The sequence below is a fragment of the Caulobacter sp. GW821-FHT10F06 genome (assembly GCF_058809215.1).
Map to the genome: position 1 here is coordinate 38,881 of NZ_JBXASK010000005.1, position 19,048 is coordinate 57,928.

Annotated in this window: 26 protein-coding genes; 10 read left to right on the forward strand and 16 right to left on the reverse strand. The window is 69.4% G+C overall.

Annotated features, from left to right (window positions below):
- The first annotated feature begins 4 nt into the window (after positions 1-4).
- Positions 5-361, forward strand: coding sequence for a YdbL family probable chaperone protein (locus AC1RUS_RS12085; RefSeq protein ID WP_492916375.1), 357 nt, complete (start codon positions 5-7; stop codon positions 359-361).
- Positions 362-524: 163 nt separating this feature from the next.
- A complete protein-coding gene (locus AC1RUS_RS12090) occupies positions 525-1,394 on the forward strand; it encodes an EamA family transporter (RefSeq protein WP_492916377.1) in 870 nt (289 codons plus the stop codon).
- 90 nt (positions 1,395-1,484) lie between these two features.
- Here AC1RUS_RS12090 and cysQ read toward each other — a convergent pair whose 3' ends face one another.
- Complete coding sequence (gene cysQ, locus AC1RUS_RS12095) at positions 1,485-2,252, reverse strand: 3'(2'),5'-bisphosphate nucleotidase CysQ (RefSeq protein ID WP_492917100.1); 768 nt, start codon at positions 2,250-2,252, stop codon at positions 1,485-1,487.
- Between the two features lie 26 nt (positions 2,253-2,278).
- Positions 2,279-2,467 (reverse strand): DUF3553 domain-containing protein, encoded by a 189-nt coding sequence (locus tag AC1RUS_RS12100; protein ID WP_492916379.1) that lies wholly within the window; start codon positions 2,465-2,467, stop codon positions 2,279-2,281.
- Positions 2,468-2,533: 66 nt separating this feature from the next.
- On the opposite strand from AC1RUS_RS12100, the gene chpT reads away from it, so the two are divergent.
- From chpT to AC1RUS_RS12115, 3 genes are all read left to right on the forward strand, one after another.
- On the forward strand, positions 2,534-3,217 hold the full coding sequence (chpT, locus tag AC1RUS_RS12105) for a histidine phosphotransferase ChpT (RefSeq protein WP_492916381.1): 684 nt from the start codon (positions 2,534-2,536) through the stop codon (positions 3,215-3,217).
- 79 nt (positions 3,218-3,296) lie between these two features.
- Positions 3,297-3,674, forward strand: coding sequence for a response regulator (locus AC1RUS_RS12110; protein WP_492916383.1), 378 nt, complete (start codon positions 3,297-3,299; stop codon positions 3,672-3,674).
- Entirely contained in the window at positions 3,671-4,501 is an 831-nt protein-coding gene (locus AC1RUS_RS12115) for a CheR family methyltransferase (protein ID WP_492916385.1), read from the forward strand. Before AC1RUS_RS12110 ends, AC1RUS_RS12115 begins: the two co-directional genes overlap by 4 nt.
- On the opposite strand, the gene AC1RUS_RS12120 is transcribed toward AC1RUS_RS12115, so the two are convergent.
- From AC1RUS_RS12120 to nepR, 5 genes are all read right to left on the reverse strand, one after another.
- The gene (locus AC1RUS_RS12120) at positions 4,498-5,586 is read right to left on the reverse strand and encodes a hypothetical protein (RefSeq protein ID WP_492916387.1); all 1,089 of its coding nucleotides are present in this window, start codon (positions 5,584-5,586) and stop codon (positions 4,498-4,500) included. The genes AC1RUS_RS12115 and AC1RUS_RS12120 overlap by 4 nt on opposite strands.
- Before the next feature lie 148 nt (positions 5,587-5,734).
- Positions 5,735-5,869, reverse strand: coding sequence for an entericidin A/B family lipoprotein (locus AC1RUS_RS12125; RefSeq protein ID WP_492916389.1), 135 nt, complete (start codon positions 5,867-5,869; stop codon positions 5,735-5,737).
- 68 nt (positions 5,870-5,937) lie between these two features.
- Positions 5,938-7,602 (reverse strand): sensor histidine kinase PhyK, encoded by a 1,665-nt coding sequence (phyK, locus tag AC1RUS_RS12130; RefSeq protein WP_492916391.1) that lies wholly within the window; start codon positions 7,600-7,602, stop codon positions 5,938-5,940.
- A gap of 29 nt (positions 7,603-7,631) precedes the next feature.
- On the reverse strand, positions 7,632-8,240 hold the full coding sequence (locus AC1RUS_RS12135) for a sigma-70 family RNA polymerase sigma factor (RefSeq protein ID WP_492916393.1): 609 nt from the start codon (positions 8,238-8,240) through the stop codon (positions 7,632-7,634).
- Positions 8,241-8,242: 2 nt separating this feature from the next.
- Positions 8,243-8,428 (reverse strand): anti-sigma T factor NepR, encoded by a 186-nt coding sequence (gene nepR / locus AC1RUS_RS12140; protein ID WP_492916395.1) that lies wholly within the window; start codon positions 8,426-8,428, stop codon positions 8,243-8,245.
- 227 nt (positions 8,429-8,655) lie between these two features.
- Here nepR and phyR point away from each other — a divergent pair, with 227 nt between their 5' ends.
- On the forward strand, positions 8,656-9,456 hold the full coding sequence (gene phyR / locus AC1RUS_RS12145) for an anti-anti sigma factor/receiver protein PhyR (RefSeq protein WP_492916397.1): 801 nt from the start codon (positions 8,656-8,658) through the stop codon (positions 9,454-9,456).
- Between the two features lie 93 nt (positions 9,457-9,549).
- On the opposite strand, the gene AC1RUS_RS12150 is transcribed toward phyR, so the two are convergent.
- The 4 genes from AC1RUS_RS12150 to AC1RUS_RS12165 all read right to left on the reverse strand — a co-directional run bounded on the left by AC1RUS_RS12150 (position 9,550) and on the right by AC1RUS_RS12165 (position 11,268).
- Entirely contained in the window at positions 9,550-9,804 is a 255-nt protein-coding gene (locus AC1RUS_RS12150; protein ID WP_492916399.1) for a hypothetical protein, read from the reverse strand.
- An 11-nt stretch (positions 9,805-9,815) separates the two neighbouring features.
- Entirely contained in the window at positions 9,816-10,007 is a 192-nt protein-coding gene (locus tag AC1RUS_RS12155) for a hypothetical protein (RefSeq protein WP_492916401.1), read from the reverse strand.
- 358 nt (positions 10,008-10,365) lie between these two features.
- Complete coding sequence (locus tag AC1RUS_RS12160) at positions 10,366-10,836, reverse strand: OmpA family protein (protein ID WP_492916403.1); 471 nt, start codon at positions 10,834-10,836, stop codon at positions 10,366-10,368.
- A 90-nt stretch (positions 10,837-10,926) separates the two neighbouring features.
- A complete protein-coding gene (locus AC1RUS_RS12165) occupies positions 10,927-11,268 on the reverse strand; it encodes a YMGG-like glycine zipper-containing protein (protein WP_492916405.1) in 342 nt (113 codons plus the stop codon).
- Between the two features lie 161 nt (positions 11,269-11,429).
- On the opposite strand from AC1RUS_RS12165, the gene AC1RUS_RS12170 reads away from it, so the two are divergent.
- Both AC1RUS_RS12170 and AC1RUS_RS12175 read left to right on the forward strand, forming a co-directional pair.
- Positions 11,430-12,296: a diacylglycerol/lipid kinase family protein gene (locus tag AC1RUS_RS12170; protein ID WP_492916407.1), complete on the forward strand. Its 867-nt coding sequence runs from the start codon at positions 11,430-11,432 to the stop codon at positions 12,294-12,296.
- Positions 12,293-13,102, forward strand: a complete 810-nt coding sequence (locus tag AC1RUS_RS12175) for a metallophosphoesterase family protein (RefSeq protein WP_492916409.1) — start codon at positions 12,293-12,295, stop codon at positions 13,100-13,102. The genes AC1RUS_RS12170 and AC1RUS_RS12175 overlap by 4 nt, the downstream gene beginning before the upstream one ends.
- Before the next feature lie 39 nt (positions 13,103-13,141).
- Here the strand turns inward: AC1RUS_RS12175 and AC1RUS_RS12180 are convergent, their stop codons facing one another.
- The 4 genes from AC1RUS_RS12180 to AC1RUS_RS12195 all read right to left on the reverse strand — a co-directional run bounded on the left by AC1RUS_RS12180 (position 13,142) and on the right by AC1RUS_RS12195 (position 14,845).
- Entirely contained in the window at positions 13,142-13,315 is a 174-nt protein-coding gene (locus AC1RUS_RS12180) for a DUF1328 domain-containing protein (protein WP_492916411.1), read from the reverse strand.
- A 91-nt stretch (positions 13,316-13,406) separates the two neighbouring features.
- The gene (locus AC1RUS_RS12185; RefSeq protein ID WP_492916413.1) at positions 13,407-14,030 is read right to left on the reverse strand and encodes a superoxide dismutase; all 624 of its coding nucleotides are present in this window, start codon (positions 14,028-14,030) and stop codon (positions 13,407-13,409) included.
- Between the two features lie 60 nt (positions 14,031-14,090).
- Positions 14,091-14,480: a hypothetical protein gene (locus AC1RUS_RS12190; protein WP_492916415.1), complete on the reverse strand. Its 390-nt coding sequence runs from the start codon at positions 14,478-14,480 to the stop codon at positions 14,091-14,093.
- A 17-nt stretch (positions 14,481-14,497) separates the two neighbouring features.
- Complete coding sequence (locus AC1RUS_RS12195) at positions 14,498-14,845, reverse strand: hypothetical protein (protein WP_492916417.1); 348 nt, start codon at positions 14,843-14,845, stop codon at positions 14,498-14,500.
- A 173-nt stretch (positions 14,846-15,018) separates the two neighbouring features.
- Between AC1RUS_RS12195 and AC1RUS_RS12200 the strand changes: the two genes are divergently transcribed.
- Complete coding sequence (locus AC1RUS_RS12200; RefSeq protein WP_492916419.1) at positions 15,019-16,917, forward strand: HWE histidine kinase domain-containing protein; 1,899 nt, start codon at positions 15,019-15,021, stop codon at positions 16,915-16,917.
- A 138-nt stretch (positions 16,918-17,055) separates the two neighbouring features.
- On the opposite strand, the gene AC1RUS_RS12205 is transcribed toward AC1RUS_RS12200, so the two are convergent.
- The gene (locus AC1RUS_RS12205) at positions 17,056-18,264 is read right to left on the reverse strand and encodes a CaiB/BaiF CoA transferase family protein (RefSeq protein ID WP_492916421.1); all 1,209 of its coding nucleotides are present in this window, start codon (positions 18,262-18,264) and stop codon (positions 17,056-17,058) included.
- Between the two features lie 123 nt (positions 18,265-18,387).
- Between AC1RUS_RS12205 and AC1RUS_RS12210 the strand changes: the two genes are divergently transcribed.
- Entirely contained in the window at positions 18,388-18,987 is a 600-nt protein-coding gene (locus AC1RUS_RS12210; protein WP_492916423.1) for a DUF4142 domain-containing protein, read from the forward strand.
- The last annotated feature ends 61 nt before the right edge of the window (positions 18,988-19,048 follow it).

Sequence of the window (19,048 nt, forward strand, 5' to 3'; positions counted from 1 at the left end):
CGACATGATCCGCAAGACGATGACGGTCCTGGCCATCGGCCTCTCGCTCGCCGCCGCCGGCGCGGGCGTGGCCGCCGCCCAATCGGCCGCCGCCAAGGCCGCGGTCGACGCCGCCAAGGCCGCCGGCGTGGTCGGCGAGCAAGCCGACGGCTTCCTGGGCATCGTGTCCGGCGGCGACGCCGGCCTGCGCGCCTCGGTCGCCGAGATCAACACCGGCCGCGCGGCCGTCTACAAGGACATCGCCGCCAAGACCGGCGTGACCGCCGAAGCCGCCGGCCAGGCGACGGCCAAGCAGCTCTACGCCCGCGTGGCGCCGGGTCAGTACTGGAAGCCGCTCGAGGGCGGCTGGGTGAAGAAGTAGAGCCTTCAGGCGACTTGCCCCCACCGGGCTGCTGCGCAGCCGTCCGCCCCCATAGGGGGCGGATAGGATCATCTTCCCCCTATGGGGGAGGAGCGCGCAGCGCGGAGGGGGCGAGTCCGCCAACACTGGAACTCTAGCAGCGGGTTCCATAAGAACGGGCCGTATGGCCGCCCCGCGAAAATCCCTGATCCCCTACGCCGCGCTCCTGGCCGCGATCGTGACGCTGTGCATCGGCACATCGTTCGCCAAGAGCCTGTTCCCGATCGTCGGCGCGCAAGGGACCAGCGCCTATCGCGTCGGGTTCTCGGCCCTGGTGCTGCTGATCGTCTGGCGCCCCTGGCGGCATCCGCTGAAGGGCGCCGACCTCAAGGCCGTGGCGATGTACGGCGCGGTGATGGGGTTGATGAACCTGAGCTTCTATATGGCCCTGCGCACCATTCCCCTGGGCCTGGCCATCGCCATCGAGTTCACCGGGCCGCTGGCCCTGGCCCTGATCCATTCGCGCAAGCTGATCCACTTCGTCTGGATCGCCCTGGCGGTGCTGGGCCTTGGCCTGCTGCTGCCGCTGAAGCCCGGCGCGGGCGCGCTGGACCCGGTCGGGGTGGGTTTCGCGGCCATGGCGGCGGTGCTGTGGGCGCTCTACATCATTCTGGGCAAGCGCACCGGCCACCTGCACGCCGGCCGCACCGTGGCCTGGGGCATGACCACCGCCGCCCTGATCCTGGTCCCGATCGGCTTGTTCACCGCCAAGGCCAACCTGTTCCAGCCTAAGCTCTTGGCGCTAGGCCTGGTGGTGGCGGTGCTGTCCAGCGCCATCCCCTATTCACTGGAGATGGTCGCGCTGAAGGGCATCCCAAAACGAAGTTTTGGCGTGCTGCTCAGCGCCGAGCCGGCGGTCGGGGCGCTGGCGGGCCTGGTGATGCTGGGCGAGATGCTGAGGCCGCTGCAATGGCTGGCCATCGCCGCGATCGTTGCGGCGTCGGTGGGGACGATCCTGACGACGCCGGGGGAGGAGCCACTGGCCCCCACCTGACCTGCTTCGCAGGTCGTCCGCCCCCATAGGGGGCAGATCGATCTTCCCCCTATGGGGGAGGAGCGCCGCAGGCGCGGAGGGGGCGAGTGACTAAGCCCCCCGCGCCACGAACCAGCCGTTCCTGAACCCCTCGTCGGCCTTGCCGTAGAGGAACGCCCCGCCGTCCGGCGCGGTGAACTTGCCGCCGGCCGCCACCAGGATCGCGTGACCGGCCGCGGTGTCCCACTCCATGGTCGGGCCGTGGCGCGGATAGATGTCGGCCGAGCCCTCCGCGATGCGGCACATCTTGATCGAGCTATCCATCGGCGTGCGCAGGTCGAAGCCGTATTCGGCCGCCAGCTCCAGGGCGCGCTCTTCCTTCATGGTGTGGCTGACCAGGGCCACGGCCTCGCCTTGAGGCCAGGCGCGGACCTGGGCTTTCGTCTCGACGCCGCCCGGCTGCAGGCGCTTGAGCACGCCGTCCGAGGTGGTGAACCAGGCCTCGCCGGTGGCCGGGGCGACGATCGCGCCGGCGGCGGGGACGCCGTTCTCGATCAGGCCGATATTGACCGTGAAGTTGGGATCGCCGCGCACGAAGGCCTTGGTGCCGTCGACCGGGTCGACCAGGAAGAAGCGCGGGCCGATGGCGTCGGGCGTGCCGAACTCGCTGGCGTGCTCTTCGGAGATCGCCGGCACCTCGGGGAACAGTTCGGCCAGGCGGGCCAGGATCAGGCGCTCGCCGGCCTGGTCGGCCTCGGTCACCGGGCTGCTGTCGGCCTTCTGGGTGACGTTCAGCTCGGTGCGCCAGAACGGCAGGATGACCGTGGCGGCCTCCTCGCAGATCTCGGCCAGGGTCCGGCCCCAGTCAGCCAGCGCCATGGCGCTGAGCGGCGTGTCGGAAGCGCTCATGAGGATCCTCTGGGATCGTCGCCGACGAAGATCAGGGTCACCCGGTGGGCGTCGATCATCTGCTTGCCGGCGTCTTCGAAGTTGACGGTGACGCGGTGTCCGATCACGGATTGCACCTGTCCCAGGCCCCAGTCGGGCTGGTCAGGGTGGCGCACGAGGACGCCCGGTTCGAGAAACGGATCCATAACGCGCCCCTGATAGAGCCGACGGCCAGTTTGCCAAAGCCTCAAATCACGCCAGAGTCCGCGCCCATGACCGACACGACCGCTTCCGAGACCATCCCGACCGCCGCGCCCGCGACGGTCGACGTCAATGGCCCCGACTTCGCCGCGATGCTGGCCGCGCGCCTGTGTCACGACTTCATCAGCCCGGCCAGCGCCATCGTCTCGGGGCTGGACCTGCTGGAGGACCCGGCCGCCCAGGACATGCGCGAAGACGCCATGAGCCTGATCGCCTCGTCGGCGCGCAAGCTGGCCGACATGCTGCAGTTCACCCGCGTGGCCTTCGGCGCCTCGGCCTCGGCCGAGAACTTCGACTCCCGCGAGCTGGAAAAGCTGGCCCAGGGCGTGTTCGACCACGTGCGCCCGACCATGGTGTGGGCGATCGAGCCCACCGTGATCAACAAGCCCGCCACCCGCGCCCTGCTCAACATCGCCCAGCTGGCGGCCAGCGCCCTGCCGGCCGGCGGCGTGGCCACCCTGAAGGGCGTCAGCGCCGAGGGCCGCTTCCTGATCACCGCCGACTCGGTGGGCCCCCGCGCGCGCCTGCGCCCCGAGGTGCTGGCCGGGCTGAAGGGCGAGCCGCTGGCCGAGGGCCTGGGCGGTCCGTGGGTGCAGGCGGCCTATCTGCACGCGCTGGTCCGCGCCGCCGGCGGCCAGGTCGCCGTCGAGGTGGCCGAGGACCGCATCAGCCTGGCCTGCTGGGTCCCGGCTTAAAGGTCGCACCGGAAAATCTCGGGTTCATCCTTAAGACTCACGGCTCCTTAACCTCGCCGCGCCAGCATGGCGGTCGAGATTGGAGCATGCCGTGAAGACCTGTCTGGTGGTCGACGACAGCAGGGTGATCCGCAAGGTCGCCCGCCGAGTCCTGGAGGACATCGGCTTCGAGATCGCCGAGGCCGCCGATGGCATGGAGGCTCTGGCGTGGTGTCGCGCGGCCATGCCTGACGCCGTGCTGCTCGACTGGAACATGCCCGTGATGAACGGCATCGAGTTCCTGCGCCAGCTGCGCACCGAACCGGGCGGCGATGCGCCGACCGTGGTGTTCTGCACCGTCGAGAACGATGTCAACCACATCCGCGCCGCCCTCGAGGCCGGCGCCAACGAATACATCATGAAGCCGTTCGACGGCGAGATCATCGCGGCGAAGTTCGCCGAGGCGGGCCTGCTGTGACCCCCGAGGACATGGAGCTGCTGGCCGCCCTGGGCCGTACGCGCGCCGGCCTGCTGGTCGATGTCGACAAGACCTATGTCGTGGAAAGCCGTCTTGGGCCCCTGGCCCGCCGCGAGGGCTTCGACTCCATCGACGCCCTGATCGCCACCCTGCGGGCCAAGCGCGAGGAGCGCCTGATCTGGGCGGTCGTCGAGGCCCTGACCTTCAACGAGACCCGCTTCTTCCGCGAGCGCGAGGTGTTCGCCCATCTCCGCGACGAGGTGCTGCCGGCCCTGTCGCGCGCGCGCCGCGACCAGCCGATCCGACTGTGGAGCGCCGCCTGCTCGACCGGCCAGGAGGTCTATTCCCTGGCCATGGCGGCGGGCGACAGCCGCGACGTCGAGCCGGGCGCCAAGTTCGAGTTCTTCGGCTCCGACATTTCCGAGCGCTGCCTGGAGAAGGCCCAGAGTGGTCTCTACACCCAGTTCGAGATCCAGCGCGGCCTGCCGATCACCCAGCTGATCAAGCACTTCGCCAACCAGGACGACACCTGGGAGATCAGCCCGCGCATCCGCCAGGCGGTGCGCTGGAAGCGGCTCAACCTGCTCAGCGACCTCTCCAGCCTGGGTCGCTTCGACGTGATCCTGCTGCGCCATGTGCTGGACGGCCTGGAGCCGTCGCTGCACGGTCGCATCATTCAGAACCTGACGGCCCTGCTGCCCGACGACGGCGTGCTGGTGCTGGGCCCAGACGACCAGTTGACCGGCGAGGCCGAGGGCCTGCTGCGGCCGACCGGCCAGCCCGGCCTCTTCACGCGCGGCCAGGACGCTCAGGAAGCCGCCGCCTAGCGGCGAGCGGTCTCGAAGGCTTGGCGGCGACCGGCCAGGCGACCCACCCAGCCCTTGACCAGCACCACAAGACGATCGCCGGCGGCGGACGTCTCGGCCGGCATGATCGCGAAGGTGTTGGCCAGCTTGCCATAGAGCTGCAGCGCCTCGCGGCTGGCGATGGCCTGGCGCAGGTCCAGGGCCTCGACCACCCCTCGCGCCATTGCCCGGAACGGGACGATCGACAGCTCGTGGCGCTCGGGCGTGCGACAGTCGGAGAAGTCCGGCGACAGGCCGCAGCCCTGGCGGATCGCCGCCTCGATGCTCCGCGCATAGTCGGCGTCGCGGGCCATCCGGTCGACGTCGATGACCAGGTCGGCCTGGGGCAGGGCCCGCAGGTAGGACAGCAGATAGACCGCCAGGAAGGCCGCGAACGACACCTTGGCGTGGGCGCGCTTGAGGCGGCGGCGCACGGCGGCGATCCGCTCGGCCAAGCCGCCGCGCCCCTCGAACCGCGCGCCCAGCAGGGCCTGGGCGTCGAGGTCGCGACCGGGGAGCTCCGACAGGATCACGTACTGGCACAGCTCGAAATAGGTCGGGCGAGGCCGGCGGCGCAGGGAATAGAACGACATCCACTGCTGCACCGGATCGCGGATCAGCACGATGTGGAAACCGTCGAACCGGCGCTTGAGCCAGTCGATTCGGCCCAGGGTGCGGCAGCAGGCCAGCACCGGGACCTCGTCCCGCGCCCGGGCGGCGTCGACCAGGCCCGCGACATAGGCCTGCTGGTCGGCGTCCTCCTCGTCGGCCTCGAGGAAATAGCGGTCCAGGGCGAAGCGGTCGTGGTAGCCGCGCACGCCGCCGGCGGGATCCAGCACGGGCTGGAATTCGTCGAGATAGGGCCGCGAGCCGCCCGGATGGCGCAGGCCGCTGTTGTCGGGGGTCTCGGCGATGAGCGTCTCGGCGTTCAGCCGGCCCAGCTGCTCGTGCCAGGGCTCGTAATAGGCCCGCACGCCGGCCAGGGCGCGGAACTTGCTCCAGACATAGGTGCTCGAACATCTCCAGCCGCTGTGGACGAAAACGGTTGGACTGGACGATGACGACACGCGCGACGGGCCTCAAGCAACGGAACGCGTCCAGCTTGGCCCTTACGGTTTTCAGGCGTGTCTCCGTCTCGTTTCAGCAGCGAAACGGACAGCGAAAAGCCCGCCGGTCTCGCGACCGACGGGCTCTCGAAGAAAAACGCCGTGTGGACTACTTGGCGTCCTTGGCGGTGTCGCTGACGGCCTTACCGGCCGACGAGACGTCCTTGCCGGCGCCTTCGACGGTGTTGCAGGCGGCGACGGAAAGGCTGGCGGCGATGGCGGCCAGGATGATGATCTTGCGCATGGTGATCTCCGCAGTGTTTGGTCCGGATAGGGTTGAACCCGGTCGCGCAAACAACGCCTCCGGCGAAGCTAGGTTCCGGTCGATCCTGGCGCTTGAGGCGTCGGAAACACCAGGCGCACAAGCAATCCTCCGGCGTCGGAGCTCTCGAACGTCACCTTGCCGCGCAGCTGGCGGGCGAAGGCGTTCATCAGGGTCCGCCCCACGCCCTCGCCGGGGCCCTTGCCGGCGCCGGGACCATCGTCGCCGATCGACAGCTCGGCCTCCTCGCCGCGCACGGCGAAGTTCACCCACAGCACACCGCCGCGATCGTTGAAGGCGTGTTTCTGGGCGTTGGTGATGGCCTCGACGGCGAACAAGGCGATCGGAGCCAGGCGGTCGGGATCGATGACCAGCGGGTCGGCATGAACCTCGGTGCGCACCGCGCCCGAGGTCGAGATGTCGCCGGCCAGCAGCTGAGCGGTCAGCTCTTCCATGAACGGCCGCAGGTCGACGCGCTTCAGGTCGGGCCCCTGGTAAAGGGCGCGATAGATCTGGGCCAGGGCGGTGATCCGCTGGCGGGTGTCGTTCATCGCCGCCTTGGCCGCCGGATCGGTCAGGGCCCGCTGCTGCATGTTCAGCAGCGAGGTGATGATCTGCAGATTGTTCTTCACCCGGTGGTGGATCTCGCGCATCAGCGCGTCCTTGTCCGCCAGGTTGTCCATCAGCGAGGCGTCACGGGCGACGATGGCCCCGGCCATGTGGTCGAGGGTGGCGGCCAACTCGCGGATCTCGGGCGGCGCGCGCTCGGCCTGCAGCGGGCGCACAGTGAAGCGCCCCTTGGCGTAGATCGCCGCCACGCGCTGCAGATAGATGATCCAGCGGATCACGGCCCGCTCGGCGGCGTAGAGCACCGCCACCAGCGCCGCCACGAAGGCCAGCAACGGCAGGATCAGGCGTGAGATCGGATTGATCGAGGCCCAGGAGAACAGGCCCGGCGACGGCGCCGACAGGATCAGGAACACGCCGTTCTCGCCCAGGGGCGCGGCGGAATAGGAGCGGGTGCGGTGGCGCTGGTCCTTGGCCGACCACAGGAACGCCCCGCGCTCGACGGCGCGGGCGCGCCAGCCGACGGGGGGCGTGCTGAACACCTCGGCGCGGGTGGCGGCGAACACCTTGCCGTGGGAATCGACCAGGGCCACCTCGGCGCCCTCGGGCAGGAAGCGGTTGGTGGTCTCCAGTTGCAGGCTGCGCAGGGTCAGCACCGCCACCATGGCGCCGTCGAAGCCCTGGCTGTCGCTGGCGCGGACGCCGGCCAGCACCGCCGGCTCGTTGGCATAGACCGCGCCGGGCGCACTGGCCACGACCATGGCCTCGCCGCCCTGAAGCTCCAGGAACCAGGCCCGGCCGGCGCGGGCGGGATCGGCGGGCGTGGTGGACGCGGCGCAGGACACCCGGCCCCGGGAATCGAAACGGATCAGGTTGGCGTAGCCCGGCAGGCGGGCGCGCACATCGGCCAGGCGCTGAGCGCATTCCAGGCCCACCGAGCCTGGACCCAAGGTCTGGAGCAGCACGCCGGCCGCCTCGATGCGGGCCCGGGCGATGGCGGCGCTGCGTCCGGCCGCCAGCTCCAGGCTCTGACGGCGTGAGTCGGCCTCCGCCTGGAAAGCGAACACCGACTGCAGGACGCCCAGGATCAGGACGGGAAGGAGCGCGACGGACAGAGCCACGGCCAGACGGACGCGGATCGATGTCATGGCGCTGGGGCCTTGGCCCGCGAAAGGTCTCACCGCAAGGAGCTCAGCCGCTCCGCGTCCGCCAGGATGGAGCCCATGGCTTCGCCAGCCGCCTGACCATCGCGATCATAGGCGCCGGCTTCAAGGATGGCCTGCAGCGCGCGGCGGGCGCGGCTGACGCGGCTCTTGACGGTGCCCACGGCGCAACCGCAGATCTCGGCGGCCTCTTCGTAGGCGAAGCCGCCCGCGCCGACCAGGATCAGGGCTTCGCGTTGTTCGGCGGGAAGCATGCCCAGGCTGAGGCGCAGTTCGTCCAGAGCGACGGGCGCCTCGGGATCGTCGACCGCCACCAGGGTGCGCTCGGCGGCTTCCTGGTCGAGCTGGCTCTGACGCCAGGACCGTCGCTTTTCCGAATAGAACTGGTTGCGCAGGATCATGAAGGTCCAGGCCTTCATGTTCGTGCCCAGCTGGAAGCTGGCGCGAGCGTCCCAGGCCTTCATCATGGCGTCCTGCGCCAGGTCGTCGGCGGCGGTGGGATCACCCGTGAGCGTGCGCGCGAAGGCGCGCAGATGCGGAATCAGCGTGACCAGCTCTTTCTTGAAGAGGGTGTCGCGCTGTGGGTCGAAGGGCGAACGGCCGACCTGGACGTCGTCGGTCATGCTCATTCTTCTCCCGCGGGCTTGTCGGCCTTGCGCAGGATGTCCAGGAACTCGTCCGGGACCGCTTCGTTGACGACCTCGTCGAACATCTGGCGCAGCTTTACGCCGATGGCCTGCTGACGCAGTCGGGCTTCGTCGAGCGCCGCGGCGCCTTTACGGTGATCTTCCATGGGTACGTGTTCGATCATGTCCTCGACGCCGAAATAACGCAGCGCCCGCCCCCTTTGGCCGAATGTGTCTCTGCCAGACGTCAACGTCGATTTCCGTATCCGGTTCCCGAAGCTTGGGCGTAAGATTGCAAAATTCGACGATCAGCGGAACCTGCTTGATAAGGCGGCGTTTAAGACCCTGATCGAACGGCCTAGCTTGACCGTTGGATAGCGTTTTTTCTGAAGACACCGCATCGGGAGGGGTCATGAGTCTTCTTGCTCGGCTGGCGCCGCATCTGCCTTATATTCGTCGCTACGCCCGCGCCCTCACCGGCGACCAGAACACCGGCGACCACTATGTCCGCGTGGCTCTGGAAGCCCTCGCCGCCGGCGAGCGCTCGCTGGATAACGACCTGTCGCCCCGCGTGGCGCTGTATCGCGTGTTCCACGCGATCTGGCTGTCCTCGGGCGCGCAGCTCGAAGCCCGTCGCGACGACAGCGTCACGGCCGCCGACGACGCTTCGCAGCGTCTGATGCGCATCGCTCCGCGTTCGCGCCAGGCGTTCCTGCTCACCGCCCTGGAAGGCTTCACGCCGACCGAGGCCGCCCAGATCCTCAGCTGCGAGTTCGGCGACGTCGAGCGCCTGATCGCCGAGGCCCAGAACGAGATCGACGCGGAACTGGCCACCGACGTCCTCATCATCGAGGACGAGCCGGTGATCGCCGCCGACATCGAGGCCCTGGTTCGCGAGCTGGGTCACGAAGTCACCGACATCGCCGCCACCCGCGGCGAGGCGATTGACGCCGTGGCCCGCAAGACGCCGGGTCTGGTCCTGGCCGACATCCAGCTGGCCGACGGTTCGTCGGGCATCGACGCGGTCAAGGACATCCTGGCCCGCCTCGACGTTCCGGTGATTTTCATCACCGCCTTCCCCGAGCGCCTGCTGACCGGCGAGCGCCCGGAACCGACCTTCCTGATCACCAAGCCCTTCCAGCCGGAAACGGTGAAGGCGGCGATCGGCCAAGCGCTGTTCTTCCATCCGCGCCGGACCAAGAAGGCCGCCTGATACGCCTAAAAAGACCACCCCCAAAACGGCGACGGCCGCTCCTTCGGGAGCGGCCGTTTTCGTTTGTGCGTATCGCGAAAGATAAGGAGCCGATCAGCCGCCGGGCGCGGTGGTCTGACGGGCCGGGGTCTGTTCGGTGGTGTAGCGGCTGGCCTCGGCAGGGGTCTTGGCGCCGTTGTTGTGCTCGACCGACGCCAGGTCGCCCGAGCGGAAGCCCCAGGCCCCGAACAGGCCGATCGCCGCCAGGACGGTCGAAACCACGAGAATCCAGAAGATGTGCTGGCCCCAACGGCCCTGACGCGCGCGGGTGGCGTTCAGGCGAGGCGCGGGATGAATATCGGCGGGCATGAAGTCCTCCTTCAAGGCATTGAATAACCGGACGCCGCGGCGCTGGCTGCGCGCGCATTGAACGCCTGGACGACGCCAGTGGAGGCCGCGACGGTCGCGATCACCACCAAGGCCAGGAACCGTGTCCGCAAGGTCTTCTGACGCCGGGTCGGCGCCGTCTGGAAAACCATACCGCCATGTTGGGCCTGATAGGTCCGGATCATGACGTTCCCCTCATTCGCGAAAACGGTCCGCTTGACCGTCATCTGAACAACGTCCCTGAGGGTGGCCTGTTCCGTTTCAGCCAAGCGGGCCGGGCGATTTCGAGGGCTCGAAAAAAAGTTTCGAAAAAATCGCGTTGGGCGGGAACCAGGTTTTGGAGGTCGCGTTTTCACATTGCGGAGGCGGCGACGCCCCCCCGACTTGAGACTGGCGAAAGCCGGTCTGCTGCCTCCGCACCCCCCTTTTTTATCCGACCTTTGGGCGGACCGGTCATCGGCCCGCCCTTTCCTTATGGTCGACCCGCGCATGGCGAAAACCCCGCCGACGCCGAGGCGCGGGCGGGGCGGCCGAAGGCCGGGCTCAGCGCTTGGTCGGCGCGGCCAGGTCGAAGAAGATGTCGGCGCGGCGGCGCAGCGGCGCGGCCGTCCCGGCTGTGCTGCCGGCGCCCAGGTCGCCCACGGCCATCTGGTCGATCTCGACCTTGCCGAAGCCGACCTTGGTCAGGGCCTGGGTCACCGAAGCGGCGCGGCGCTTGGACAGGGCCAGATTGACTTCGGAGGTCCCGACCGCGTCCGCCAGACCCACCACCCGGGCGCTGACGACGGTGCAGCCCTTGGCCATGGTTCTGGCGCTGGCCAGCACTGAGCGGGCCTCGCGGGTGACCTGGTCGGCGTCGCGCTCGAAATAGATCGACACCTGGAAGTCGGCGCACGCCGGCTGGGCGACCTCGATCGACGCGCGGCTGCGCGGCGGCCAGGGCGTCGAGGCGCAGCCGGCCAAGGTCGCGCCGATCACGCTCATCAGAACCAAGGACTTCGTCGTGGTCTTCATCAAGTGGCCTCCCCTTTTGATCCGGACATGCGAAAGGGCGACCGACATCAGCCGGCCGCCCCTTGGGTTCATCATCGAGATGGCGGCGCCTTAACGCGGACGGCCATCTTCCCAGAAGTAGCGGCCGCTCTGGGAGTCGTAGTAGTAATAACGACCCGCGCGCTCGTCATAGTACTGGCGACGGTTGACGGTGCTGGCGCCACAGCCGCCGTCTTCGCGACAGCCCTTCACGGCGCCGGCGGTGCCGCCAATGGCCGCGCCGATGGCCGCGCCGGTCCCGGCGTCGCCGCCGCCGACATTGTTGCCGATCACGGCGCCGGCCAGGGCGCCCAGGGCCGCGCCGCCCGCGGCGTTGCGTTCCACATTGCCCGTGGAGGTGCAGGCCGAAGCGATCAGGCCGACACCCATCAGGGCGATCAGGGTCTTCTTCATTGGGGGCTCTCCCATCGAGCTGTTCTGGTCAGGCTAACGGTCTGGCCGATCCAAGGTTCCGCTATCGGGCCCGGAGCCGAGTCCGAGAGAGGGCGCGGGGCGGAACCTGCGCGAAGCTGCGCCGTTTGCCAGACTGTCCAGTCAACCCGGGGGAAACGCCTGTGCGGCGCGTCGAGATCATCGCCAACATCGCTTCGGGCTCCGTCGGGCCGAAGGCCCCGGCCCTGGCCGAACAGATCCTGGCCGAGCACGGCGTCACCGGCGTGGTCCACGCCCCCGGCGACGGCGAGTTGAACACCTGTCTGCGCTCGGTGATCGACAGCGCGCCGGACGCGGTGTTCATCCTGGCCGGCGACGGCACGGCGCGGGCGGCGGCCGAGCTGTCCGGGCCCGACGGTCCGCCGATCGCCCCCCTGCCCGGCGGCACCATGAACATGCTGCCCCGCGCCTTCTATGGCGAGCGGACCTGGCAGGAGGCCCTGGTCGCCTGCCTGGAGACCGGGGCGCCGCGGATGGTCTCGGGCGGCGAGGTGGCCGGGCGGCCGTTCTATGTCGCCGCCATCCTGGGCAGCCCCGCCCTGTGGGCCGACGCCCGCGAGGCCGTGCGGGCCGGAAAGCTGGACCTGGCCGTGATGCGCGCCCAGCGGGCCTTCCGCCGCGCCTTCTCGGGCCGCCTGCGGATCTCGCTGGACGGCCGGCCGACCTTGAAGACCGAGGCCCTGACCCTGATGTGTCCGCTGGTCTCGACCGCCCTGGCCGAGGACGAGCGGGCGCTGGAGGCCGCGGCCCTGGATCCGTCCAGCGCCGTCGACATCTTCCGCCTGGGCGTCAGCGCGATCACCGGCTCCTGGCGCGACGATCCGTCGGTCAGCATGGGCCGCTGCCGGATCGGCAAGGTCTGGGCCGGCGGACACCTCCCGGCCATCCTCGACGGCGAGCCGATGCGGCTGGGCCCCGAGGTGCAGGTCCGCTTCCGGCCCAAGGCATTCCGCGCCGTCGCCCTGCCCGACGAGGCCGCGTCGGCATGAGCAGCGGCAAGCCCTTCAAGATGGTCCAGGTCTCGGACGTCCATTTCGGCGGCGAGAACCAGGCGGCCACCGAGGCGGCGATCGCGCGCTTCCACGCCGAGCAGCCGGACCTGTTCGTGGCGGCCGGCGACCTGACCCGCGACGGGGCGGTGACCGAGTTCGACACCGCCCGCGCCTGGCTGGACCGCGCGCCCCAGCCGCAGCTGGTCGCCCCGGGCAATCACGACACGCCCTATCTGGGGCCGCTGGAGATCATCGAGCGGCTGGTCTCGCCCTGGAAGCGCTACGAGGCGCGGTTCGGACCGTCCGACGACGTCGCCTGGCATGGCGATCGGGCCTCGGTCTTCGCGTTCAACACCGCGCGCGGCGCCCAGATCCGCTGGAACTGGTCGAAGGGCGCAGTGTCCAGCGGCCAGGCTCGGCGGATGAAGGCGCGCCTGCAAGCCGCGCCGGCCAGCGACGCCCGCATCGTGGTCTGCCATCACCCCCTGATCGAGATCACCGGCGGCCCGATGACCGCCAGGGTGCGCGGCGGCACGCACATGGCCGAGACCCTGGTGGCGGCCGGCGCCGACATCGTGCTGTCGGGCCACATCCACACGCCCTTCGTCGCGCCCTACCCGTTCGGCGACGGCAAGACCGTGGCGGTGGGCTCGGGCACGCTGTCGGTCCGCGAACGCGGCGCGCCGCCCAGCTTCAATGTCATCGAGATCGACGGCCGCGAGATCCGGGTCACGGCCCTGGCGTTCGAGCGCACGGACTTCCAGGTCTGGCGCACCTGGGCCTTCGAGCGGCGCCAGGACTAGTCGCGAAAACGGCGCGACTTTCGCCGCGCCGCAAAGGTGTCAGGTGACGGAGCGGTCCTGGAACAGGCTCAGGGTCAGCGAGCCCAGGAACAGCGTGCCGAAGACGTAGAACAGGATCTTGGCCAGGCCGATGCTGGCGCCGGCGACGCTGGTGAAGCCCAGCATGGCCGTGACCACGGCCACCGCCAGGAAGATCAACGCCCATCTGAGCATTCGCGCCTCCGAACCTTCGGCGAGGCCGCATGCCCCGCCGAAGTCCAAACGCGCGTCGATCGACGATCGTTCCTGTTAACGAATCAAACGCTTAGGCGGTCGGAGCCGGGTAGGCCCAGGCTTCGCCCGCGCCCTTGGCGGCCGCGAACTGGCTGTCGGCCAGCGACCAGTTGGCCACCGTGTCGAACCAGGCTTCAAGGAAGCCCTTCCGGTTGTTCTGGTGGTCCAGATAGTAGGCGTGCTCCCAGACGTCGCAGACCAGCAGCGGCGTGACGCCGTCCTGGGTGACGGTGGTGGCCGCGTCGTGGGTCGAGATGACCTTCAGCTTGCCGCCTTCCGACACCAGCCACACCCAGCCCGAGGCGAAGTGGCCGACGCCTTCGGTGACGAAGGCGGTCTTCAGCGACGCCAGGTCGCCGAACGCCTCGGTGATGGCGGCCGACAGCTCGGCGCTGGGCTCGGTCTTGGTCGGGCTCATGGCGTCCCAGAAGAATGCGTGGTTCCAGGCCTGGGCGGCGTTGTTGAACACCTTGCCGGGCGCGGCGGTCTTGATGACCTCTTCCAGCGAGCCCTTGTCGTCGCCGTTCAGCAGGCCGTTCAGGGCCGTGACATAGGCGGCGTGGTGCTTGTCGTGGTGGAAATGCAGGGTGTTGGCCGAGACGGTCGGCTCCAGCGCCTCATAGGCGTAGGGAAGGTCGGGCAGGGTGTACGGCATGGTCACTCCATGGAATTGCGCTCCCGAAAGGGAGGAGGGGAACGCGCGAACGAAGACGACTTAGCGCGGCGGCTGCCGCGTTTCCATGAAGGCCTTGGCCACGGCCGCCGTCAGGGTCGGATTTTTCAACGCGAAGACGCCGGCGGCAAGCGCCGCGCCGATGGAGACCAGCGGACGATCCTTGACGATCTCGACGATCTTCTCGGCGAAGCTGAAGTCCTGCGGCGCGCCGTAGCCCTGCTGGGGCGCATGATGATGATGACGGCCTTCGGCCTTGCGCGCGGCCAGGAGGCCGGCGATGGCCACGATCAAGGCGGCGACAGCGGCGACCACCGCGGCGGCGCCGGCAGAGCCGATTTGGGGCTGCAGGACGGCGTGCAGGGCGAACGCCGCGGCGAACACGCCGACGGCCGCCGCGGCCGCGATGGCCGCCGCAGCCGCGAGCGTCATGAGGGTTTTTTCGAAGATCACCGGTTGTTACGATTGCCGGCGATGAGCAGGCCCAGCAGGACCCCGACGCCCAGGCCGGCCAGGGTGGCCGTCAGCGGGCGTTCGCGAACGCGCTCGGTGACATAGCGTTGAGCGTCGTCCAGTTGCTGGCCGGCGGTGTCGGTGTAGGTGCGGCTCTGGGCGCGCAGGGTCTCAAGACCCTCGGCGACCGACTTCTCGACGCGTTTGGCGGCTTCGGCCAGCGACGCCTTGGCGTGAGCAGCGGCTTCCACGAAGCTGTGCTCGGCGTCCTTGGCGGCCGACGTGGCCGTGTCCTTCAGGGCCTCGGCGTCCTTGGCGGCGGTCTTCAGAACGTTGGCGGGCATGATCATCTCCGGTTCGTGACGCGGCCGACAACAGAGCGGGCTGGCGACAAGCTGAGCCCCGTCAACGCGAAGCTCTGGTGGACGGTTCCATGATAGCGCGCAGGTTGAAGCTTCACCACGCGGAATCTTCATCGACACTCGCGCCTGACGCGAAGCAAGTCTATGGTCCGATCATGGACGATGCCCGTTCCGCGCAGGACGCTGAAAACGAAGCCGCCCGGCTGCGCGCCGTGAACGCCCTGAAGGCGTGCGACGGCTCGGTCGATGACCCCCGCTTCCTGCGCGTCGTGCGCCTGGCCGCCCGCCTGTTCGAGGCTCCCCGCGCCGCCCTGTTGCTGGTCGAGGACAACGGCCTGTGGCGCAAGGCCGGCGTCGGCCAGGCCGCGACGTCGCTGCGCCTGGCCCGGCTGCTGATCGAGCGCCGCGAGCCTCTGCTCTGCGCCAACGCCGAGGCCGATGCGGGACTGAAGGGCTTCGCGCCCGCCGGCGTGGGCCTGCTGGCTTGCGCGCCGGTGATCGACGCCGCCGGCCAGGTGGTGGGCGTGCTGACCGTCGAGGACCCCGCACCCCGCGCCGCCGTCGCGCCGGCCGATTCCCAGGCCCTGGCCGATCTGGCCGCCCTGGCGATGACCGAGCTGTCGGTGGGCCTGAAGAACGGCAAGGCCGGCGCGCTCGAGAGCGAGCGCCTGGCCCTGGCCATCGGCGCGGCCAGCCTCGGCGAGTTCGAATGGGACCGCGCGCTCGACATCTATCGGATCAGCCCAAGGCTGGCCAAGATCGCCAACCTGCCCGAGGGCGTGATCCCGGCCGAGGACGGCCAAGCCCTGTTTCCCTATGTCCACATCGATGACCGCGCCGAGATCCAGCACACGGTCGACGACCAGCTGCGCAAGCGCGGCCGCTACGAGGTGGAATTCCGGCGCAATCCCGACGAGAACGGCCGCATCCAGTGGAACCGCGCCGCGGGGGTCATGACCCTGGACGAACAGGGCCAGCCCACCCGGCTGATCGGCGTCATCCAGGACATCACCGACCGCAAGCAGCAGGACGAGCAGCGCGAGAGCCTGCTGGCTGAGCTGGACCATCGCATCAAGAACCTGCTGGCCGTCGTGCAGTCGGTGGCCGCGCAGTCGGCCCGCAAGTCGGCGTCGCTGGACGTGTTCCTGAAGACCTTCGCCGGCCGTCTGAAGTCGATGAGCTCGGCCCACGACCTGCTCAGCGCCGCCCGCTGGCGCGGCGCCACCCTGGCGCGGATCGCCGCCGCCGAGCTGGGCGGCCTGGCCCCTACCCAGACCCGCTGGGACGGGCCCGAACTGTTCCTGACTCCGCGCGCGGCCTCGGCCCTGTCGCTGACCCTGCACGAACTGGCCGTCAACGCGGTCAAGTACGGCGCCCTGTCCAACGAGAACGGCAAGGTCGAGGTCGTGTGGCGGCGGGGCCCCAACGGCGGCTTCTCGCTGGAATGGCTGGAGACCGGCGGACCGGCGACCTCTCCGCCCGAGAAACGCGGCTTCGGCGCCACCCTGATCGAGGACGTGGTCGGCCGCGAACTGGGCGGCCGGGCCCGCATGGAATACAAGCGCGGCGGCCTCAGCGCCCTGATCCAGGCCTCGCCCGAGGCGCTGGCCGACGGCCCGCCGCCCGAACCCGAAAAGGCCGCGGCGCCCGAGCGGATCATCGAGACCCTGATCGCCGCCGACGAGAACATCCGCCCCGGGGCCATCGCCGGCCTGAAGGTGCTGATCGTTGAGGACAGCTTGCTGCTGGCCCTGGAGCTGGAAGCGGGTCTCGAGGACGCCGGGGTCGTAGTGGTCGGCTGCGCGGCCGAGCTCAGCGAAGCGCTGTCGATGCTGGACCAGGAGTTCGACGTCGCGGTGCTGGACGCCGACCTCAATGGCCAGTCGGTGGCCCCGGTCGCCGAGATCCTGCGTCAGCATGGCCGACCATTCGTGTTCGCCACCGGCTATGCCGACAAGGCCGCCCCGATGGGCTTCGACGCGCCGATCGTGCGGAAGCCGTACAACGTGCACCAGATCGCGCGGGCGATCGCCGAGGTGACGGACCGGCATTAGGGACGGCGGCGGACTTGCCCCCTCCGGGCCGCTTCGCGACCCTCCTCCCCCATAGGGGGAAGATGAGCTCCGCCGATCTTTATCTTCCCCCTATGGGGGAGGAGCGCCGAAGGCGCGGAGGGGGCAAGTCCTCCGCCTCTACAACACCCCCCGCGCCCGCAACCCCGCGATCGTTTCCTCAGACACCCCCGCCACCTCGCGCAGCACCGCATCGGTGTGCTCCCCCAGCGTCGGCCCGACCCAGCGCACCTCGCCCGGCGTCTCGGACAGCTTCGGGAAGGCGTTCTGCATCTTCACCTGGCCGAACACCGGATGGGGCACGGTGACGATGGAGTCGCGGGCGATGAACTGCGGGTCGGCCAGCATGTCGGGCGCGCGGTAGATGCGGCCGGTGGCCAGGCCCGCCGCCTCGATGCGGGGCAGCAGGTCCTCGATCTCGTGGTCGGCGGTCCAGGCGGCGATGCGGGCGTCCAGCTCGGCCTGGTGGATCCCGCGCGCGGCGTGGTCGCGATAGCGGACGTCGTCGGCCAGGTCCGGCCGGCCCATCAGATCGCACAGGCGTCGGAACAGGGTGTCCTGGTTGGCGCCGATCAGGATCAGTTCGCCGCTCTTGGTGGGGTAGACGTTGGACGGCGCGATGCCGGGCAGCACGGCCCCTGACCGCTCGCGGACATAGCCGGTCAGGTCGTACTCGGTGATCAGGTTCTCCATCACCGTCAACACGCTCTCATAGATGGCCGCGTCTACCACCTGGCCCTTGCCGGTGCGCTGACGGGCGTGCAGGGCCATCATCACGCCCAGGGCGGCGTTCAGGCCCGACAGGCTGTCGCCGATCGAGATGCCGGCCCGGGCGGGATTGCGGTCGGGCTCGCCGGTGATGTGGCGCAGGCCGCCCATGGCCTCGCCGACCAGGGCGTAGCCGGCCCGGCTGGCATAGGGTCCGGTCTGTCCGAACCCGGAGACCCGCGCCATCACCAAGCCCGGATTGAGCTTCGCCAGCGCCTCATAGCCCAGGCCCCACTTTTCCAGCGTGCCGGGGCGGAAGTTCTCGACGACGACATCGGCCTTCAGGATCAGGCTGCGCGCCAGGTCACGGCCTTCGTCCGTGCGCAGATCGACGGTGACCGATTTCTTGTTGCGGCCGATCACGGGCCACCAGGGCGACAGGCCCTTGGGCTTGGACCGGCCCCACTGGCGCATCGGATCGCCGACCTTGGGGTCCTCCAGCTTGATCACCTCGGCGCCGAAATCGCCCAACACCTGACCGCAGAAGGGCCCGGCGATCAGCGAGCCCATTTCGATGACCCGCAGTCCGGCCAGGGGGCCCGTCGCCGACGATGCGCTCATGTCGATATCCCCCTCGGGTCCGGAACCGTTCACGGCCCCGTGATGTTCTTGTCATCACACGCGGCGCAGCGCGACGCCGCCCCGGGGACATCCTCTAGGAAAAATGCGCAGGGAAACACAGCCATGACCCGCAACATTCTCATCGTCGGCGCCGCTTTCGCCGCCCTCAGCCTCGCCGCCTGCGGTCCCAAGACCGAAGAGACCAAGGGCGCCGCCACGCCTTCGGAACAGGCCGCGACCCCGGACGCCAACCCGGCGGCGACCGTTCCGACGCCGTCGGACGAAACCAAGGCCGACGTGTTCGTCGCCAAGGCCGCCGCCAGCGACATGTTCGAGATCGAAGCCGCCAAGCTGGCCGCCAAGCGCTCGACCAACGCCGAGGTCAAGAAGTTCGCCGCGATGATGCAGACGGCCCACGCCAAGAGCACCGAGTCGCTGAAGGCCGCCATCGCCGCCTCGGGCGCCGCCATCACTCCGCCGGCCGCCCTGCCGGAAGACCTGCAGTCCAAGCTCGATGACCTGACCAAGGCCGACGACAAGGACTTCGACAAGAAGTACGCCGACAGCCAGGTCGACGCCCACCAGGCGGCCCTGAACCTGCTGCAGCGCTACGCCCAGGACGGCGACACCCCGGCCATCAAGGCCTTCGCCGCCGCCACGGCCCCGACCGTCCAGGAACACCTGAACCACGCCGAAGGCCTGAAGAAGGGCTTCGTGAACTAAGGACGACCTCCAAACTTCCACCAAAATCTTGTCATCCCGGAAGCCTCGCAGAGGCTGTCCG

Excerpts from the sequence above, each read along its gene's own strand:
- AC1RUS_RS12085 (WP_492916375.1), top strand. The coding sequence starts at position 5 with ATGATCCGCAAGACGATGACGGTCCTGGCCATCGGCCTCTCGCTCGCC.
- AC1RUS_RS12090 (WP_492916377.1), top strand. The coding sequence starts at position 525 with ATGGCCGCCCCGCGAAAATCCCTGATCCCCTACGCCGCGCTCCTGGCC.
- cysQ (WP_492917100.1), bottom strand. The coding sequence starts at position 2,252 with ATGGCGCTGGCTGACTGGGGCCGGACCCTGGCCGAGATCTGCGAGGAG.
- AC1RUS_RS12100 (WP_492916379.1), bottom strand. The coding sequence starts at position 2,467 with ATGGATCCGTTTCTCGAACCGGGCGTCCTCGTGCGCCACCCTGACCAG.
- chpT (WP_492916381.1), top strand. The coding sequence starts at position 2,534 with ATGACCGACACGACCGCTTCCGAGACCATCCCGACCGCCGCGCCCGCG.
- AC1RUS_RS12125 (WP_492916389.1), bottom strand. The coding sequence starts at position 5,869 with ATGCGCAAGATCATCATCCTGGCCGCCATCGCCGCCAGCCTTTCCGTC.
- phyK (WP_492916391.1), bottom strand. The coding sequence starts at position 7,602 with ATGACATCGATCCGCGTCCGTCTGGCCGTGGCTCTGTCCGTCGCGCTC.
- AC1RUS_RS12135 (WP_492916393.1), bottom strand. The coding sequence starts at position 8,240 with ATGACCGACGACGTCCAGGTCGGCCGTTCGCCCTTCGACCCACAGCGC.
- nepR (WP_492916395.1), bottom strand. The coding sequence starts at position 8,428 with ATGATCGAACACGTACCCATGGAAGATCACCGTAAAGGCGCCGCGGCG.
- phyR (WP_492916397.1), top strand. The coding sequence starts at position 8,656 with ATGAGTCTTCTTGCTCGGCTGGCGCCGCATCTGCCTTATATTCGTCGC.
- AC1RUS_RS12150 (WP_492916399.1), bottom strand. The coding sequence starts at position 9,804 with ATGCCCGCCGATATTCATCCCGCGCCTCGCCTGAACGCCACCCGCGCG.
- AC1RUS_RS12155 (WP_492916401.1), bottom strand. The coding sequence starts at position 10,007 with ATGATCCGGACCTATCAGGCCCAACATGGCGGTATGGTTTTCCAGACG.
- AC1RUS_RS12160 (WP_492916403.1), bottom strand. The coding sequence starts at position 10,836 with ATGAAGACCACGACGAAGTCCTTGGTTCTGATGAGCGTGATCGGCGCG.
- AC1RUS_RS12165 (WP_492916405.1), bottom strand. The coding sequence starts at position 11,268 with ATGAAGAAGACCCTGATCGCCCTGATGGGTGTCGGCCTGATCGCTTCG.
- AC1RUS_RS12175 (WP_492916409.1), top strand. The coding sequence starts at position 12,293 with ATGAGCAGCGGCAAGCCCTTCAAGATGGTCCAGGTCTCGGACGTCCAT.
- AC1RUS_RS12180 (WP_492916411.1), bottom strand. The coding sequence starts at position 13,315 with ATGCTCAGATGGGCGTTGATCTTCCTGGCGGTGGCCGTGGTCACGGCC.
- AC1RUS_RS12185 (WP_492916413.1), bottom strand. The coding sequence starts at position 14,030 with ATGCCGTACACCCTGCCCGACCTTCCCTACGCCTATGAGGCGCTGGAG.
- AC1RUS_RS12190 (WP_492916415.1), bottom strand. The coding sequence starts at position 14,480 with ATGACGCTCGCGGCTGCGGCGGCCATCGCGGCCGCGGCGGCCGTCGGC.
- AC1RUS_RS12195 (WP_492916417.1), bottom strand. The coding sequence starts at position 14,845 with ATGCCCGCCAACGTTCTGAAGACCGCCGCCAAGGACGCCGAGGCCCTG.
- AC1RUS_RS12200 (WP_492916419.1), top strand. The coding sequence starts at position 15,019 with ATGGACGATGCCCGTTCCGCGCAGGACGCTGAAAACGAAGCCGCCCGG.
- AC1RUS_RS12205 (WP_492916421.1), bottom strand. The coding sequence starts at position 18,264 with ATGAGCGCATCGTCGGCGACGGGCCCCCTGGCCGGACTGCGGGTCATC.
- AC1RUS_RS12210 (WP_492916423.1), top strand. The coding sequence starts at position 18,388 with ATGACCCGCAACATTCTCATCGTCGGCGCCGCTTTCGCCGCCCTCAGC.